The sequence below is a fragment of the Kitasatospora sp. NPDC006697 genome, assembly GCF_042869935.1.
GTDB lineage: Bacteria > Actinomycetota > Actinomycetes > Streptomycetales > Streptomycetaceae > Kitasatospora.
Genome location: NZ_JBIAGU010000036.1, coordinates 38,587 through 54,868 on the forward strand (window position 1 = coordinate 38,587; position 16,282 = coordinate 54,868).

At 75.2% G+C, this 16,282-nt stretch carries 16 protein-coding genes; 6 read left to right on the plus strand and 10 right to left on the minus strand.

From position 1 onward, the window contains the following. Positions 1–17 precede the first annotated feature (17 nt). From ACFYNO_RS35020 to mscL, 4 genes are all read right to left on the minus strand, one after another. Complete coding sequence (locus ACFYNO_RS35020; protein WP_388021582.1) at positions 18–2,423, minus strand: right-handed parallel beta-helix repeat-containing protein; 2,406 nt, start codon at positions 2,421–2,423, stop codon at positions 18–20. Positions 2,424–2,504: 81 nt separating this feature from the next. Then, complete coding sequence (locus tag ACFYNO_RS35025; RefSeq protein WP_388021583.1) at positions 2,505–3,377, minus strand: MOSC domain-containing protein; 873 nt, start codon at positions 3,375–3,377, stop codon at positions 2,505–2,507. Between the two features lie 115 nt (positions 3,378–3,492). Continuing rightward, the gene (locus ACFYNO_RS35030) at positions 3,493–4,062 is read right to left on the minus strand and encodes a DUF6643 family protein (RefSeq protein WP_388021584.1); all 570 of its coding nucleotides are present in this window, start codon (positions 4,060–4,062) and stop codon (positions 3,493–3,495) included. 197 nt (positions 4,063–4,259) lie between these two features. Then, on the minus strand, positions 4,260–4,700 hold the full coding sequence (mscL, locus tag ACFYNO_RS35035) for a large conductance mechanosensitive channel protein MscL (RefSeq protein ID WP_388021630.1): 441 nt from the start codon (positions 4,698–4,700) through the stop codon (positions 4,260–4,262). A 289-nt stretch (positions 4,701–4,989) separates the two neighbouring features. Between mscL and ACFYNO_RS35040 the strand changes: the two genes are divergently transcribed. Continuing rightward, positions 4,990–5,643, plus strand: coding sequence for a thiol:disulfide interchange protein DsbA/DsbL (locus ACFYNO_RS35040; RefSeq protein ID WP_388021585.1), 654 nt, complete (start codon positions 4,990–4,992; stop codon positions 5,641–5,643). Between the two features lie 7 nt (positions 5,644–5,650). Here ACFYNO_RS35040 and ACFYNO_RS35045 read toward each other — a convergent pair whose 3' ends face one another. Continuing rightward, positions 5,651–6,796: a glycosyltransferase gene (locus tag ACFYNO_RS35045; protein ID WP_388021631.1), complete on the minus strand. Its 1,146-nt coding sequence runs from the start codon at positions 6,794–6,796 to the stop codon at positions 5,651–5,653. 74 nt (positions 6,797–6,870) lie between these two features. Here ACFYNO_RS35045 and ACFYNO_RS35050 point away from each other — a divergent pair, with 74 nt between their 5' ends. Continuing rightward, a complete protein-coding gene (locus ACFYNO_RS35050) occupies positions 6,871–7,653 on the plus strand; it encodes a glutamate racemase (protein ID WP_388021586.1) in 783 nt (260 codons plus the stop codon). A 21-nt stretch (positions 7,654–7,674) separates the two neighbouring features. Here ACFYNO_RS35050 and ACFYNO_RS35055 read toward each other — a convergent pair whose 3' ends face one another. Then, on the minus strand, positions 7,675–8,667 hold the full coding sequence (locus ACFYNO_RS35055; protein ID WP_388021587.1) for a polysaccharide deacetylase family protein: 993 nt from the start codon (positions 8,665–8,667) through the stop codon (positions 7,675–7,677). A 146-nt stretch (positions 8,668–8,813) separates the two neighbouring features. Beyond that, the gene (locus tag ACFYNO_RS35060) at positions 8,814–9,329 is read right to left on the minus strand and encodes a PTS fructose transporter subunit IIA (protein WP_388021588.1); all 516 of its coding nucleotides are present in this window, start codon (positions 9,327–9,329) and stop codon (positions 8,814–8,816) included. A gap of 165 nt (positions 9,330–9,494) precedes the next feature. Between ACFYNO_RS35060 and ACFYNO_RS35065 the strand changes: the two genes are divergently transcribed. The 3 genes from ACFYNO_RS35065 (at position 9,495) to ACFYNO_RS35075 (ending at position 12,302) form a co-directional block, all read left to right on the plus strand. Beyond that, a complete protein-coding gene (locus ACFYNO_RS35065) occupies positions 9,495–9,764 on the plus strand; it encodes a DUF397 domain-containing protein (RefSeq protein ID WP_388021589.1) in 270 nt (89 codons plus the stop codon). Between the two features lie 616 nt (positions 9,765–10,380). Further along, positions 10,381–10,875 (plus strand): hypothetical protein, encoded by a 495-nt coding sequence (locus tag ACFYNO_RS35070; RefSeq protein ID WP_388021590.1) that lies wholly within the window; start codon positions 10,381–10,383, stop codon positions 10,873–10,875. Positions 10,876–11,126: 251 nt separating this feature from the next. Next, positions 11,127–12,302, plus strand: coding sequence for an acyl-CoA dehydrogenase family protein (locus ACFYNO_RS35075; protein ID WP_388021591.1), 1,176 nt, complete (start codon positions 11,127–11,129; stop codon positions 12,300–12,302). 28 nt (positions 12,303–12,330) lie between these two features. Here the strand turns inward: ACFYNO_RS35075 and ACFYNO_RS35080 are convergent, their stop codons facing one another. Then, positions 12,331–13,452 carry an aminoglycoside phosphotransferase family protein gene (locus tag ACFYNO_RS35080; RefSeq protein ID WP_388021592.1) on the minus strand — a complete coding sequence of 374 codons (1,122 nt, stop codon included), beginning with the start codon at positions 13,450–13,452 and terminating at the stop codon, positions 12,331–12,333. Between the two features lie 524 nt (positions 13,453–13,976). Between ACFYNO_RS35080 and ACFYNO_RS35085 the strand changes: the two genes are divergently transcribed. Continuing rightward, entirely contained in the window at positions 13,977–15,443 is a 1,467-nt protein-coding gene (locus tag ACFYNO_RS35085; protein WP_388021632.1) for a hypothetical protein, read from the plus strand. Between the two features lie 19 nt (positions 15,444–15,462). Here the strand turns inward: ACFYNO_RS35085 and ACFYNO_RS35090 are convergent, their stop codons facing one another. After that, positions 15,463–15,639 (minus strand): hypothetical protein, encoded by a 177-nt coding sequence (locus ACFYNO_RS35090; RefSeq protein WP_388021593.1) that lies wholly within the window; start codon positions 15,637–15,639, stop codon positions 15,463–15,465. A 114-nt stretch (positions 15,640–15,753) separates the two neighbouring features. Next, positions 15,754–16,119, minus strand: coding sequence for a hypothetical protein (locus ACFYNO_RS35095; protein ID WP_388021594.1), 366 nt, complete (start codon positions 16,117–16,119; stop codon positions 15,754–15,756). Positions 16,120–16,282 lie beyond the last annotated feature (163 nt).

The window sequence follows — 16,282 nt, forward strand, 5'->3', positions numbered from 1 at the left end:
TGTCTGTACCTATGGGATCATCCTGCCACGCCTGACACGGGGTGCGGGAGCGGGAGGTCGGCCGGGACCAGCAGTTGGAGGTCTTCGGTGGACGGATTCGGCAGCTGGGCCACCCGCATCGCGTGCCGCTCCACCATGGTCTCGAAGACCAGCCGCGCCGTCCGCCCGTTGCCGAAGGTCGGACCGCGGTGCAGGGTGGCGAAGTGCGCCAGCAGCGCCTGGGCGGTCGGCTCGGCCAGCTGGTACTCGTGCTCCACGCACTGGGTGCGGGCGATCTCCAGCAGCTCCGCGTCCGAGTAGTCGGGGAACGCGACGGTGCGTGAGAAGCGCGAGGAGATACCCGGGTTGGCGGCCAGGAAGCGCTCCATCTCGGCGGTGTAGCCGGCCACGATCACCACCACCTCGTCCCGGTGGTCCTCCATGAGCTTGACCAGGGTGTCGATCGCCTCCCGGCCGAAGTCCCGGGCGCCGTCCTCCGGGGCCAGCGTGTAGGCCTCGTCGATGAACAGCACCCCGCCCCTGGCCTGGTCGAACGCGGCCTGGGTGCGGATCGCGGTGGAGCCGATGTGCTCGCCGACCAGGTCCACCCGGGCCACCTCGACCAGGTGGCCGCGCTGCAGCACCCCGAGCGCGGCCAGGATCTCGCCGTAGAGCCGGGCCACCGTGGTCTTGCCGGTGCCGGGGGAGCCGGTGAAGACCAGGTGGCGGCGGAGCGAGGGCGCCTTCAGCCCGGCCTGCCGGCGCCGGCGGCCGACCGAGATCAGGTCGATCAGGGTGCGCACCTCCTGTTTGACGGTGGCCAGGCCGATCAGCGCGTCCAGGTCGGCCAGCGCCTCGTCGGCCGGCCGGCAGTCCGGGATCGGCGCGATCTGCGGCGGCGCCACCAGCGGCGGGCCGGCCGTGGTGAGCTGGGCGGTGCGCTGCACGGGGACGGTCTCCGGCGCCGGGGCCGGCGCCACGTCGTCCGAGGTGCAGCCCTCGGCCAGCGGGCCCGGCTCGGAGAACTCGAAGCCGGCCCGGCGGTTCTGCTCGGCCCGGCAGCGGGTCAGCACGGTGCGGCAGCCGTCGATCACGTGGAAGCCGAAGCCCTTGCCCTGCAGCGCCCGGCACTCCTCGAAGGTGCCGCGCCCCTGCGCCGAGACGTAGACCGCCGCCTCCGCGCTGCCCCGCACCACGCAGCCGCGCAGCACCGGGTCGGCGCCCTTGGTGACGATCACCCCGGTGGCCACCTCGGAGATCTCGCAGTCGGTCAGCGTGCCGCCGCTGCCGTGGTCGCGGAACCAGAGCCCGGTGCCGGCCTCCTGCACCCGGCAGCGGGCCAGCTCCACGGTGGCGCCGGAGCTGACCGAGACCGCCGAGCTGCGGATCCGGCTGAAGGAGGTGTCGGTCACGGTGGCCCGGGAGTCCCGGTCCAGCACGAAGAGCGCGTCCGGCAGGTCGTGCAGCGCGCAGTCGGTCAGGGTCAGCCGGGCGCCGTCGCTGACCCAGATCGCCGGGTAGTCGCCGGTGCTGTCCTCGATGCCGCAGCCGGTGGCGGAGACCGTCGTGCCGGCGTCCCAGACCGAGAGCGCGCCGCGGCCGAAGGAGCGGATGGTGCTGCGCTCCAGGGTCAGGGTGGAGCGGCCGCGCAGGTCGGCTGCGTTCTCCGGCAGGTCGTGCAGCCGGCAGTCGAGCAGCTCCAGCTCGGCCTCGGTGTCCAGGGTCAGCCCGTTGCCGGTGGTGCGGTGGATCTCGCAGTCGGTGAGCCGGCCCAGCGCCCGGGACTCGGCCTGCACCCCGCTGCCGCGGATCTCGTAGATCTCGCAGCCGGTCAGCTCGGCCAGGCTGCCCGCGTCGCTCAGCAGCACACCGGCGCCGGCCGCGTGGTGCAGCCGGCTGCGGTGCAGCCGCGCGCTGGAGCCCTCCAGCACCGCCAGCCCCGCCTGGCCGGCAGCGGCCACCTCGCACTCCTCGAACCGGGCCACCGCCGCCCCGCGCAGCCGCAGGCCCAGGCCCGAGGGGTTGCTGACGGTGCAACCGGTGAAGAGCACCTCGGCCCGGTCGCCGACCTCGATGCCGACCGCGGCGTGGCCGTCCACCCGGCAGCCGATCAGCGTGGCGGTGGCCGTCGGGCCGGCGATCCGGACGGTGGCGCAGGAGGAGTCGTAGCCCTCCAGCACCAGGTCGCGCACGGTGGCGCCGGCCGTCACGGTCAGCGCGGTGCCGGAGGGCGGGTCGATCCGCACCGTGCCCGGGCCTTCGGCCGGCAGGACCGTGACCGGCTTGTCCACCAGGACGTTCTCCCGGAAGACGCCCGGGCGCACGGTGACGGTGTCGCCCGGCTCGGCGGCGGCCAGCGCCTCGGTCAGCGTCGCGTACTCCCCGGCGCGCCGCCGCCAGCGGGAGCCGCTGTCCTGCGTGACCCGGACCCTGTGCTCAGTCATGACGCTCGGTGCCCCGCCTTCCGATGCTCGGGTCCTGCTTCCGTCGGCCCACGGTAGCGTGCCCGGACGAGTGGTCCTGGACTATGCGGCCGGCAGCCGGTCGCCGCGGGCCAGCACGGTGACCTCGTCGCCAAGCCGCAGCGTGCCGAGCGCGGACCCCGTCACCCCGTCGGGTCGCTCGGGTACCAAGTTGACGCCGAAGGCCGCCTTCTGATCGAAACGTCGGCGCTTCTGCAGGGTGCGCAGCGGCTCGGCGCCCCGGCGCTCGCCGCTCTCCTGGTCGGTGGTGGTGACCACGCAGCGGCCGCAGAGCTTGACGGCGCGGAAGGTGACGGTGCCGATCCTGACCCGGCGCCAGCCGTCCTCCTCCCAGGCCTCGGTGCCGTCGACCACCACGTTGGGGCGGAACCGGCTGACCGGCAGGGCCTCGCCGCCGCCGGCGGCCAGCCAGTCGTTCAGCGCGGCCAGCGAGGCGGAGGTGACGGCCAGCAGCGGGAAGCCGTCGGCCATGCTGACGGTCTCGCCGGGCTCGCTGAAGACCGGGTCGATGGTGCGGGCCAGCGGGTCGGCGAGGTGCAGCAGCCGCAACTCCTCGTCGTCCAGGACCTCGCGGAGCCAGCGCTGGGCCTTCTCCTCGGCCTCGGTGGCGGTGAAGTGGCTGCGGAAGACCTGGGCGGGGGTGGCCGGCTGCCCGGGCTCGGGGGCCGGGACCCGCAGGGTGCGCCCGTCGGGTGCGGTGAGCTGGAGTGCGCCGTCCTCCTCGGGCTCGGCGCGGAACAGGGCCAGGGCGGGCAGGTCGCGCTGGGTCACCGCGAGTCCGGACGGACGGGCCACCATCCAGCGCCGGTCGCCGCGCAGGCCCCAGGGCTCGACGACGGCCTCGCTCGGGCTCTGCCGGTACATCGACTTGACGGGGTATCGGTGGAGTCCGCGCAGCTCTGGCATGCCCTCCATCCTGCCAGTCTGCGCAGGGTGCAGATGCGCGGACCGCCCGGGGCCGCCGTGCGGCACACCGGGCGGTCCGTGGATGACCGTCCCCCTCGGTCGTCAGACCGTTTCCCGCCTCGGGTCAGTAGGCCTGCCCCGGGTAGGACTGCTGCTGCGGGTACTGCTGCTGCGGCGCGGCCGGCTGGGCGAACTGGCCCTGCCCGAACTGGCCCTGGCCGAACTGCTGCTGCGGAGGCTGCTGCTGCTGGAAGAACTGCTGCGGCGGCAGTGGCCGGACCGGGGCCATCGGCGCCGGGCCGCCGGGGGCGGCCGGGCGGAACTGGCCGGTCTGCTGGTCCCAGCCCTGCGGCGCGGCCGGCTGCGGGTAGCCGGGCGGCAGCGGCGCGGTGCCCATCCGCTGACCCGGCACGAAGCCGGGCGCCGGGTAGCCGGCGGGTGCCTGCGGGGCGGGGTAGCCGCCGGTGCCGGGGCCCAGGGCGAGGCGGGCCGGAGGAAGGGCCGGAAGGAGGCTGGTCGACTCCATGGCCGAGGCGTAGGAGTTCGAGGGGGCCGGCGGCAGGGCGGCCGGCACATTGATCGGAGCGATCTGCGGAACACCGCGCTCTGCGACCAGACTGTCGTAGATGGGCGTGCCCGAGGAGAAAGACGGAGGGTAGTAGCCGACTCCGTCGTAGGAGCGGGGCGAGGTCATGGGGCATACCGTAAGCCCAGAATGCGCCCCTGAGGAGACTGGGAGGGGTGGCAGTTCGAGATGTTTACGTACTCTTCGCCGGCGCAAACCTCCCCAATACCCGGAGACCGGACATATCGGCGGCGCTTTCCGGACAATCTGCGAACTTGCTGGGAAAGCGCGCTCCCACGCCGGGGAGCGCACTCCCGCGCGCGCCCTCAGCTGTGCTGGACCGCCTGAGCAGGGAATCCGGGCAGGCCGGAGACCTCGGAGGTGCAGAACGAGCAGCGCACGGCCGCCGCCGGGATGCGGCTCAGGCACTGCGGGCAGTCCACCTTGGCGACCGCGTCCTTGGGCTTGTCGAACCGGGCCTGCAGCTTGGTCACCGGCAGCACCACGGCGAAGTAGATCACCGCGGCGACCGTCACGAAGCTGATCGCCGCGTTGAGGAAGGCGCCGTAGGGGAAGGTGGTGCCGCCCACCTCGAAGGACTCCTTGGAGAAGTCGCCCACGGCGCCCGTCGCGACGCCGATCAGCGGCGTGAGGAACGCCGTGACGAAACCGGTGACCACAGCGGTGAAGGCCGCCCCGATCACGATGCCGACCGCCAGGTCGACCACGTTTCCACGCAGCAGGAAGCTGCGGAAGCCCTTCAGCACGGCTCTCACTCCAGGTGTGTACGGCGGGGAGGGGGTGTTCGCGGGGCGGCTGGCCGCCCGCGCCATCCCGCCATCCTGGCCAGCGACGGGGTGCCCGGTCCAACCCGCACCACCCGTACCAGTGGTGTGGTGTACGGGAGTTGACGCCTGATCGGATGCTTCGGACACGCACGCGCCGCGGCCCGCCCCGCAGGGCCGCCGTACCCTGGCGGGGGGATCGGCTGATCCGATCGGGCGAATGACGGGATGTCGGGTGGAGGCCCGGCGCAGCGGCTGGCACGGTGCCGGTATGAAAACCGCTGCTCGCGCCGCCGTCCTGCTGCTCTCCCTCGCCGGCGGTCTGGCCGGCGCCCCGGCCCAGGCCGAAGGCGCCTACGTCCCGCTCGCCCACCCCCAGCCGGTGCACCAGAAGGGCACCCGGGAGGTGGTCGAGTTCTTCTGGTACGGCTGCCGCCACTCCCAGCTGCTGGAGCAGCCGCTGGAGGACTGGGCCGCCCGCCAGCCCTCCGACGTGGTGCTCAAGCGCATCCCGGCGGTCTGGCCCGGCACCTCGGACCAGACGGTGGAGCGCGCCCACGCCCGCCTCTTCTACACCCTGGACCAGCTCGGCGAGGTGAACCGGCTGCAGCGCGCCGTCTTCCAGGCGGTGCGCGACCAGGGCCTGGACCTGACCACCGAGAACTCCGCCGCCGACTGGGCGGCCGGCCAGCAGGTGGACCGCGGCAGGTTCACCGCGGCCTACGAGTCCGACCAGGTGCGCCAGGAGGTGGAGCAGGCGCCGCAGGAGATGACCCGGTACGAGGTGGACGAGCTGCCGACCGCCGTGGTGCAGGGCAGCTACCGCACCTCGCCGAGCAAGGCGGGCGGGGCGGAGGCCATTCCGGGTGTGCTGGACCAGCTGCTGGCGAAGGTCGCCGGACCGCAGCCGGCCCACGCCAAGTGAGGCACCGTCAGTAGGTCCGGCCCTTCCAGGCCGCGCCCCGGCCCCGGTAGTGCTGCACCGCCGAGTCCACCGTCATCAGCAGGTAGAGCAGGGCGGTGAACGGCAGCAGCAGCGCGGCCGGGGCCGGCCGGCCGTAGTAGCGCACCATCGGCAGGTAGCTGCCGGCCATCAGCGCCCAGGCCGCCGCACCGGCGGCCAGCACCGGCAGGCCCGCGCCCAGCGCCCCGGCCAGCACGGCGGCCGGCGGCACCAGGTAGACCAGCGCCAGGCCGAGCACCGTGCCGAGCAGCAGCACCGGGGAGTTGCGCAGCTGGGCGTAGGCGCTGCGGGAGACCATCCGCCACAGCGGCCCCAGGCCCACGTACGGCCGCACGCTCAGCACCGTCAGCTCCGGGTCGCGCTCGGCCAGCCCCAGCCAGGTCCGGCCGCCGCCGCGCTTGACGGCGCGGGCCAGTGACACGTCGTCGATCACCGCGCCGCGGATCGCCGCCACCCCGCCGGCCCGCTCCAGCGCGGTGCGCCGCACCAGCGAGCAGCCGCCCGCCGCGGCGGCGGTGCGCGAGCCGGGGCGGTTGCTCCGGCGGAACGGGTAGAGCTGGGCGAAGAAGTAGACGAAGGCCGGCACGATCAGCCGCTCCCAGCGGGTGTCGGTGCGCAGCCGGGCCATCTGCGAGACCAGGTCGAGCCGGCCGTGCTCGGCGCCCGCCACCAGTGCGGCCAGGGTGCCGGGGCCGTGCGCGATGTCGGCGTCGGTGAGGAAGAGCAGGTCGGCCCCGCCCGCCAGCTCCACGCCGTGCCGCACCGCCCAGAGCTTGCCGGTCCAGCCCGGCGGCAGCGGCGGCGGGGTGGTCACGGTGAGCGGCAGGCCGCCGGCCGCGGCCAGCGCCCGGGCGGTGTCCGCGGTGCCGTCCGCACTGTGGTCGTCCACCAGGATCACCCGGGCCCGGCCCGGGTACTTCTGCGCCAGCAGACCCGGCAGGCTCAGCGGCAGCACCTCGGCCTCGTCCCGGGCCGGCACCACCACCGCCACCTCCGGCCACCTGGCGGGCTCCGGCCGGTCCGGGGGCAGGCGTTGGTCGGTGCGCCAGAAGAAGCCCTGGGCGAGCACCAGCCAGAGCCAGCAGAGCAGCGAGAGCGCGGTGATCCAGAACAGCGTCACCCCGGCAGTCTGCCGCAGCGGCGCGGCCGGAGCGGGCGGCACGGCCGGATCGGCTAGGGTCGATCACTGTGAAGATCGCACTGATGGACTCCGGGATCGGACTGCTGGCCGCCGCCGCCGCGCTGCGCGCGCTGCGGCCCGACGCGGACCTGGTGATCTCCAACGACCCCGACGGGATGCCCTGGGGGCCACGCAGCGCCGAGGATCTGACGGAGCACGCGCTGGCCTGCGCCCGGGCGGCCGCCGTGCACCGGCCGGACGCCCTCGTGGTGGCCTGCAACACCGCCTCGGTGCACGCGCTGGACCGGCTCCGGACCGAACTGGAGCCGGGCACTCCGGTGATCGGCACGGTGCCGGCGATCAAGCCCGCCGCGGCCGGCGGCGGCCCGGTGGCGATCTGGGCCACGCCCGCGACCACCGGCAGCCCCTACCAGCGCGGGCTGATCGCCGAGTTCGGCGGCGGCGCGGACATCACCGAGGTGCCCTGCCCCGGCCTCGCCGACGCCGTGGAGCACGGCGACGAGGCGGCGCTGGAGCGGACCATCGCCGCGGCTGCCGCGCTGACCCCCGCCGGCACCACGGCGCTGGTGCTCGGCTGCACCCACTACGAGCTGGTCGCCGAGCGGATCGCCGCGGCGGTGGCCGCCACCGGGTCGCGGCCCGCGCTGTACGACTCGGCCGCCGCGGTGGCCGCGCAGACCCTGCGCCGGCTGCCCGCCGAGGTCCGGGAGCGGATCGGCGGCGGCACCCTCACCGTGCTGCAGAGCGGCCGCCCGGGCACCCTGCCGCAGGCCGCCGCCCGCTACCCGCAGGGCCGCGCCCTGCTGGCCCCGGCCGCCGCTCCGGCGTGAGCCGCCGCCGGTCCGTCCGGCTCACAGCCAGCGGGAGACCGCCGGGTGCAGCCCGGAGAGCACCGCCTCGAAGAGGTCCCGGTGGCAGCTGGTGTCCACCGTGACCCGGCTGACCCGCAGCGCCTCCCGGGGCAGCCGGCGGCTCAGCCGGTGGTCGGTCAGGAAGGCCGACCGGTAGCCCAGTTCGGCCAGCACCCGGGCGGCCCGGGGGTCGTCGCTGCCGCCCGGGTAGGCGAAGGCCGTCGGCTCGGTGCCCAGCCAGCCCGCCAGCGCCTGGTGGGCGTCCGCCAGCTCGGTCAGCACCGTCTCGTCGTCGCACAGCCGCAGCTCCGGGGCGCCCAGGCTCTGGCTGCCGATGGCGATCCGGCCGGCCGCCAGCCGGCGCAGGTCCTGCGGGGTCAGCCGGTCGCGCCCGGGGGCCCGGGAGGTGGCGCTGACCCGCAGCTCGTGCAGGCTGCGGCGGCGGTCGGGGTCGGGGAGGGCGAGCAGCTGCTCCAGCCGGCCGAGCCGGCCGTGCGGCAGCAGCGCGCGGGCGTGACCGCCGTGCGCCAGCAGGTAGGCGGCCTCGTCCCGCCAGGACGGCCGGTCGGTGCCGACCAGTTCGGAGACCACGAAGGCCACCGCGGGCAGTCCGCGCGCGGTCAGGGCGGGCAGCGCGTGCTCCAGCACGCCGCGGTCGGCGTCGTCGAAGGTGATCAGCACGCTGCGGGGCGGCAGCGGGCGCCCGTTCGCCACCGCCTGCTCCAGCGCGGGCAGCGAGACCGGCACCGCGACCCGGCAGAGCCGGTCGAGCTGGGCGCCGAAGGCCCGCCGGTCGGTGACCCGGCGGTAGGCGAGCACCGGCAGCCGGCGGGCGGCGTGGGCGCGGAAGAGCGGGTGGGCGGGGGAGTGGCGCAGCCACTGCACCAGCCGGTCGGCGGCGGGCACGGGTGCGGCGGAGACCGGTACCAGCGCGGTGCCGGGTCGGTGGACAGTTGTCGGCTGTTCCGGTGTGGTGGTGTCCGAACGCGGCACGGTGCTCCCCAGGCGAGGCCGGGTCCTGACCCGGCGTGAGATCCCTCGACGCAGTGCAGACTCCTGCGCGCCACGGATGGTTGTACGCGATGGGGACGACATTTCCGACCCGCCGCTCCGCCCGCCGCCGGCCCCCGCGGCGCGGGTCAGACCTTGCGCTGCCGGTAGGCCTCCTCCGCCGCGTCCACCACCGCCGCCAGGTCACCGCCCGCCGAGGCGGTGGCCACCGCGGCGACCGCTCCCTCCACGAACGGCGCGTCCGCGAACCGCACCGGGAACGGCAGCCCGTGCTCGTCCGCCGCCGCGATCAGCGCCAGCACCGTGTGCACCGGGCCCGGCAGGTCGGCCAGCACCGCCACCCCATGGCCCTGGTCCACCCGCCGGGCCGCGGCGGCGATCAGCAGGGCGCTGCCGCCCAGCCCCTCGCCCCGGTGGCCGCCGGTGGCGGCCACCGCTGACGGGTCGTCGGTCGGCGCCAGCGACCGCGCCAGGTCGGCCGTGTCCTCGGCCAGTTCCCGGCTGTGCGAGACCAGCAGCACCCCGACCCGGCCCAGCGCCGCCGAGCGCACCGGCGCCTGGCTTGGCACCCGGGCCGCCGAGGGCGCCTCGCCGATCGGGATGACGTCCGCCCCGGCCCCGCCCCGCGGAGTGATCTGCGTCATCGGCTGCTCCCGTTCCTCGGCCCGTCCGGCTGCCGGACCACTCTCCCAAACCGCGGGCGCCCGGTCCCGTGCCCGCGCCGGGAGGAGCGGCAAAACCGCCTGCCGGGCGAGGGGCCCCGATAGGCTGGCGGGGATCTGGAGTTCCTTCGGGAGGAGCGGTACCAAGTGGCAACCGAAACGGGTACGAGCAGCACGGCCGACGGCACCGGAGCGGTGCCGGTGCAGCGCAAGCCGCAGCTGGACACCTCGAAGGCCGAGTGGCTCTCCGCCAAGCAGCCCGACGGCTCCCCGGGCGACGTGCAGATCGCCTTCGTCGAGGGCTACACCGTGATGCGGGACGGGCGGTTCCCGGACGGCCCGGTGCTGGTGTTCACGCCCGAGGAGTGGCACGCCTTCGTGCTCGGCGCCCAGGACGGCGAGTTCGACCTCACCTGAGCCCCCGTCCGGCGCCCGGCGGGTGCCGGAGACAGGCAGACGCCGTGCCGACCGCCCCCACGCGGTCGTGCACGGCGTCTGCTGTGCTACCCGGTTCGCGACACCGGGCGTTTCCTCCCGGTTCCCCGAAGCCGGCCCGCGCGGGCCGGCAGTCGCCGGGAGGAGGTGGCGGCGGGGCCTGGGCCCAGGCCGCCGGTGCCCGGGATCCGAACGCCCCCACGCGTCGGTGTCCCGGGCGCGGTCCGCGGGCGCGACAGAATCGGGGAACCCGCGAACCAGGCTTAGGGTGAAAAGGATTTGAGTTGGTGCCGATGGTGCTGGAAGACTCGCACAGTCCGGTGCAACCGCGCACGACGATGTGCCAGGGGAGAACGCGGGCGCACAGCAGTGCGCCGCAGCAGGCCACCCCCACGTGGATGAGGTCCACAGCAGCTGCCGTACATCGCGACCGTAGCCCGGACGGTTGCTCAGCGTCAACATTCGTCTCGGAGCGTGGAGCGGTCCGCTTCGTGAACCGGCTTCGAACGGCCTTCGAACGTGGCCGGTGGGGTGGCCGGCGCGCGCCGGCGGACCCGCCCGGTGCGGCGCGCCGGATCGGGCCACGTACCATGGCGGCATGTCTTTTCTCCGCCGACGTTCCGGCACCCCCGCGGGCCCGGACTTCGACGTGCTCGCCATGGACCCGGGTGACTGGCCCGGCCTCTTCGGTGCCGCGGTGATGACCGGCCCGGACGGCTCCTGCCAGGGCATCTTCCTGCGCTACGACCTGTTCGGCGGCCGCGGCCCGGCGATGTTCATCGGCAACCTGCCCGAGGGCTCCCCGGCGCGCGACACCCCCGACGGCGTGCCGTTCGAGGTCAGACAGCTGCTCGCCGCGCTCGAGGTCGAGGAGCCGGTGGAGTTCGTCTCGGCGGAGGACTTCCCGGTGATGCTCCGGGACGACCTGCTGATCGTGAAGAAGGTCAAGGTCTCCGAGGAGCGGGTGTTCTGCGCCCAGTTCGACCGCAGCGACCAGGTCCAGGTGACCATCGCCTCCTGGGACCGGCCGATCGCGGACGACCTCTACCAGCTGCTCAAGCCGCTGCCGGCGGACCTGTTCCAGCAGGGCTGACCGGCCGTCCGGGGCGCGCTTGACGCGTTCGAGCGGCCCTTCGTACAGTCACCACCATGCCCTCCCGCCGCCCGCTGCTGACCCGTCGCAGCTATCTGGACCTGCGGCGGACCGCCAGCGCGGTCTGTCGGTAGTCACGGCCGGGGGGCGGTCGCGCGCCGAGCGCGCGCCCGCACGCCCCCGGAAGCCCGGCACCGACCCGGCCGCGACGCGGCCCGGACCCCACTCCGACGGCCCCGGAGGCACCAGCCGTGACCAGCAGCACCCAGACCGCCGCCGCCCGCACCGAAGAGGCCGCCGAGCCGCTCGCCGAGGCGCTGGCCAAACTGCCCAGAGTCGTCGACCTGCTGGCCGCCCGGGCCGAGGAGCACGACCGCGACGGCGCCTTCCCCTACCAGGGCGTGGAGGCGCTGCACGAGGCCGGACTGCTGACCCTGACGGTCGGTCAGCGGCACGGTGGAGCGGCCGCCGGACTGGCCGACACCGTCCGGGTGCTGGCCGAACTCGGCCGGGGCGACGCCTCGGTGGCCCTGCTCGCGGCCAGCACCCTGCTGCAGCACGCCGAGCAGGCCCGCGGCGCGGGCTGGCCGGCCCCGCTCTACCGCCGGCTGCTGGCCGAATCCCGCCGCGGCCCGGCGCTGGTGGTCGCGCTCGACGCCACCGAGGCCCAGCTGCTGGCCCGCCGCGGGCCGGAGGGCTGGCGGCTGAGCGGCCGGCTCACCGGCTGCCCCGGGGCCGAGGCGCTGGCCTGGCTGGCGGTGCGGGTGCGCACCGACGAGGCGGTGCCGCGCACCGGCACCTTCCTGGTCCGGGGCGAGAGCGAGGGGCTGGAGGTGGATCCGGTCTGGGACCAGCTGGGGATGCGCGCCAGCGCCTGCCACGACCTGCACTTCACCGAGGTCGCGGTCGCCCCGGAGCTGGTCCTCGGGCTGCGGGCGTCGGGCGCCGAGGCGCCTGCCGGTGCCGAACTGGACACCGCCTGGCGCGATCTGGCACTGGCCGCGGTGCAGCTCGGGATCGGCCGGGCGGCCCGGGACTGGCTGGTCCGCTTCCTCAACCAGCGCACTCCGGCCAATCTCGGCGAGCCCCTGGGCACCCTGCCGAGCTACCAGGCGGCGCTGGGCGAGCTGGAGACGGCGCTGATCGGCGCCGAGGAGACGCTGCTCGGCCTGGCCGGCCGGATCGACGCGGGCGACCCGGCGGCCGCGGAGCGCACCGGCCCGGCCCAGCTGCTGGCCACCCGGGCGGTGGTCGGCGCGGTGCAGGCGGCGGTGGAGCTGACCGGCGGTCCGGGGCTGAGCCGGCGCCACCCGCTGGAGCGGCACCTGCGCGACGCGCTCAGCGGCCGGCCGCACGGGCGGGCTCCGCAGGCGGTGCTGGAGGCCGCCGGGCGGGCCGCGCTGGCCCGGTCGCCCCGGCGGCCCTGACGGGCGGTCGGCCGCCGCCGGCGGACGGTCAGCGGGTGCCCACCGCGGCGCGCACCGCGCGGCGGGCCAGCGCCGCGTCGTCGTACAGCCGGCGGATCATCAGCCGCTGCTCCTCGCCGGCCCCCGGCACGTCGTAGAGCCGCAGTTCGCGCATCAGCACCAGGGTCAGGTTGACCAGGAAGGCGTCCCGGGCCAGCGTGCCGCCGACCTGGGCCAGCTGGCTGATCTGGCGGCGGGCCGCGGTGTCGCCGGAGAGCACGCTCCAGAGCACCGCCAGGTCGTAGCCGGGCAGGTACCAGCCGGTCTGCTCCCAGTCGAGCAGCACCGGGCCGGACGGCGCCAGCATGATGTTGCCGAGCAGGGCGTCGCCGTGGCAGAGCTGCCAGCCGGTGTGCTGCAGGCCGTGCAGCAGCTGGCGCAGGTCGCCGGCGTCCCGGTCGGTCAGCTGGCCCACCGAGTGGTAGCGGCCGATCTCGAACTGGTAGTCGAGCGGCTGTTGGAAGACGTCGGTCGGCGGCCGCCAGAGGTTGAAGGACCGCACCGCGCCGAGGATCGCCCGCACCTCGCCGGGCGTCGGGGCGTTGGCCGGGTGCCGCTCGGTGGCCGCGATCCGGCCGGGGATGCGCTCGATCACCAGCACGCAGCGGTCGTGGTCGGCCGCCACCAGCCGGGGCATCCGGACCGGCGGGCGGTGCCGGACGAACGACCGGTAGACCGCCACCTCGCGGCGGAACCGCTCCACCAGCACGGCCCGGTTCTCGCCCTGCACGGCCTGCGGGGACAGGCACTTGGCGACCACCGGGGTGCGGCCGATGACGCCGGTGATCAGGATGTGGGCCGCGTCCTCGCGCAGCACCTGGCGGGCGGAGAAGGCCGGACATATCCGGGTGATGTGGGCCAGCGCGGCGCGCACCGCCGGCGCGGCCAGCGCGGCGTTGTCCACCCGGCTCCACCCTTCGGACGAGGGGGCGGACTGGGGCACCCGGGGGCGCAGACCGGGGCGCGGGACGAAGCCCGGTGCCTCGATGCGCCCGACCGGACGGGCGGGCAGGGCAGGCTTCGGCCCGAGCCGGCGGACCGCCCCGGGGGACGGCGGCCGTTGGACGGTGCCGATCCGGGACGCGGTGGGGGAAGTCGCTGAGGAGTACATGAGGGGGCGGGAGTCCCTTCCTTGCCGACGGCATATGCAAGCCAAGGCGGCGGCCCTGGCACGGTCAGTGCTGAGGGGGCGCGCCGGAGCCACGGGGGGCGTGCTCCGGCGCGCCGGCGTTGCCGGTGGGCGCCCGTCGGTGGTCGGTGGGTGGCCGGCCGGCGGGCGCACCGGGCGACCCGCCCGGTACCGACCCCGGCCGATCGGCCCGTTCGGCGCACCCTGGGGAAATGCGCCGGTCGGACCGCTCGGCCGGGCTCGGCGCCAGGCGCGCCACCCCGGTTCGCCACCCCTGCGCCGCACCGTCGGAACGGGTGGCGCGGACCCCCGGAGTGCCCCGGAGGCCGGTGTTCCCGGGCCGGTCGGCCCGGGGTGAGGTGGCGCATCTCTACCTGACACCCCCGCGGGACTGGCGAGCCAGGGGGTGAGCCCTGGCGAAGCCTGGCGAATGCCCGCCTGGCATGTGACAGGGCCTCTGACGGGTCGTTAGGCTCGAACCAGCCGAGGATCCTGGGGGCTTGAAGGTGAACAAGGAACCCAACAGCAGACTGGCCGACCTGTTCGCCCTGACCGGATGGTCGAAGGGCGAGCTGGCGCGGCTGGTCAACCGGCGGGGTGCGGCGATCGGGCAGCAGCAGCTCTCGACCGACACCTCCCGGGTGCGGCGGTGGATCGAGCAGGGGGAGATCCCGCGCGATCCGGTGCCGCGGCTGTTGGCGGCGGTGTTCACCGAGCGGCTCGGCCGTGTCGTCTCCATCGAGGACCTCGGCCTGTCCCGGAACCGGCGCGGAGCACCGACCCCGAGCGCGGGGGCGGTGGCCGCGGAACCGGAGCGCACGGCGGAGATCCTCACCGAGTACACCGGAATGGATCTCATGCTCAACCGACGCGGACAGGCCGACCAGGGCCCGGCGCTGCCGGGCACGGCCGTCATCCCCGATTCCCTCTACTCCTGGCTCTCCGGGTCGAGCGTGGCCGAGGCCGCGGCCCGCCCGGGGCCCCGGCAGCTGATCACCGGCAGCGCCGCCCGCCCGGTGGTCGACGTCTACGAACCCGGCCCGGTCGGACCCGACGAGGTCACCGCGCTGGAGCAGTCCTTCGAGGTGTTCCGCTCCTGGGACGCCTCCCGCGGCGGCGGGCTGCAGCGCAAGGCGGTGATCGGCCAGCTCAACGAGGTCGGCGGACTGCTGACCCACCGCCACCCGCCGGAGCTGGCCCGCCGGCTCTGGCTGGTGGCCGCCAACCTGGCGGTGCTGGCCGGCTGGATGTCGCACGACGTCGGCCTGGAGGGCACCGCCCAGCGGTACTTCGTGATCGCGGCGCAGGCCGCCAAGGAGGCCGGCGACCGGCCGCGGGCCGGCGAGGCGGTCTCCCGCGGCGCCCGCCAGCTGCTGCACCACGGGCGCGGCGAGGAGGCGCTGGAGCTGATGCGGCTGGCCCGGGCCGGCGCCGGCGACCGGCTGGCCCCGCGCAGCAGGGCGATGCTCAACACCGTGGAGGCCTGGGCGCAGGCCACCCTGGGCGACCGGCAGGCGGTGGCGCGGCTGCTCGGCGAGGCCGAGGAGCTGTTCGTGCAGGGCGGCGAGGAGGCCGAGCTGCCCTGGATGCGCGGCTTCAACCAGGCCGAGCTGCACGGCATGCAGTTCCTGGTCTACCGGACGCTGGCCGAGCACGACCCGGCGGCGGTGCGCCCGGCGCTGCTGCACGCGGTCGCCGCGATGGGGCAGCGGGCCCGCACCGGACAGGAGCGCTCCACCCTGCTGGACCAGGTGACGCTGGCCTCGGTGCACTGGATCTCCGGCGATCCGGAGGCGGCCGTGGCCCAGGCCCGGACGGCGCTGGGGATGATCGGCCACACCTCCTCGCACCGCACCTGGGACCGGTTGCGCCGGATGTACCGGCTCTCCGACCGGTTCGCGGACGAGCCGGCGGTGGCCGAGCTGCGGGCACAGATCAGGGCGGCGGTCCCACCGGTCCGCCGCCCCGAGTGATCCCCCGACCCGGGGCGGATCAGAGGGTGTCGACGCTCGCGGTGTGGACCTGGTCCCAGGCCTCCTGGACGTAGCGCTCGCGCTCGACCAGGGAGAGCTCCGGGAAGTACTCCTTCAGGCGCTCGACCACCTGCTGCTCCGGCTCGTGGCAGTCGTGCAGCAGGAACGCGGCCTTGTGCAGGATCTGCTTCTCCATGAAGGGTCCTCCCTCGGTGCAGGTCCGCCCTGTGCCGACCGTGCGGCCGTCAGCATAAGCCGCGACGGTTGCGCGACGATGCAGAGGTCCTGGAACCGCCGGGGGGGGGGAGGGTCAGCCCGGGCTGAGCAGCATCCGCAGCGAGACCACCTGGCCGTCCGGGCCCAGCCGGGCCCGGCCGGCGCAGTGCACGGGAGCCGGCCCTTGGGACCGGTGCACCCGCACCACCCCGTCCAGCGGGCGGCCGTGCACCAGGGCCTCGGTGACCATCCGGCGCAGCACCGGGCGGTCCTGCTCCACCAGTTGGCCGGGCAGCTGGTCCAGGGTCAGCGGACCGAGCCGCGGATCCCGGGCCAGCAGCCGGTAGGCGGTGGGGGACCACCGCACGGTGTCCCGCAGCAGGTCCCACTCCACGGCCGCCGGCCGCTCCGGTAACACGGGGTCCGGGGCCGTGGCGGCGCCGGGGAGGGTCTGGGTCATCGGCCGTCCCGTCGGTGAGGGGCTTCTGGGAGGGGCGGGGCGTTGTGAGACGACTGTCGCACAACCTCACCCACCGTGTGGAGAGAATGACAGATCTCAACGGTACTTTTCACTGGCATATGCCAGAAGCCCTGTCCGATCCGGTGATCCACCAGGCGGCGGC

Coding starts and splice junctions, on each gene's coding strand:
- ACFYNO_RS35090 (WP_388021593.1), bottom strand. CDS start 15,639: ATGGAGAAGCAGATCCTGCACAAGGCCGCGTTCCTGCTGCACGACTGC.
- ACFYNO_RS35070 (WP_388021590.1), top strand. CDS start 10,381: ATGTCTTTTCTCCGCCGACGTTCCGGCACCCCCGCGGGCCCGGACTTC.
- ACFYNO_RS35080 (WP_388021592.1), bottom strand. CDS start 13,452: ATGTACTCCTCAGCGACTTCCCCCACCGCGTCCCGGATCGGCACCGTC.
- ACFYNO_RS35025 (WP_388021583.1), bottom strand. CDS start 3,377: ATGGAGGGCATGCCAGAGCTGCGCGGACTCCACCGATACCCCGTCAAG.
- ACFYNO_RS35020 (WP_388021582.1), bottom strand. CDS start 2,423: ATGACTGAGCACAGGGTCCGGGTCACGCAGGACAGCGGCTCCCGCTGG.
- ACFYNO_RS35040 (WP_388021585.1), top strand. CDS start 4,990: ATGAAAACCGCTGCTCGCGCCGCCGTCCTGCTGCTCTCCCTCGCCGGC.
- ACFYNO_RS35030 (WP_388021584.1), bottom strand. CDS start 4,062: ATGACCTCGCCCCGCTCCTACGACGGAGTCGGCTACTACCCTCCGTCT.
- ACFYNO_RS35060 (WP_388021588.1), bottom strand. CDS start 9,329: ATGACGCAGATCACTCCGCGGGGCGGGGCCGGGGCGGACGTCATCCCG.
- ACFYNO_RS35095 (WP_388021594.1), bottom strand. CDS start 16,119: ATGACCCAGACCCTCCCCGGCGCCGCCACGGCCCCGGACCCCGTGTTA.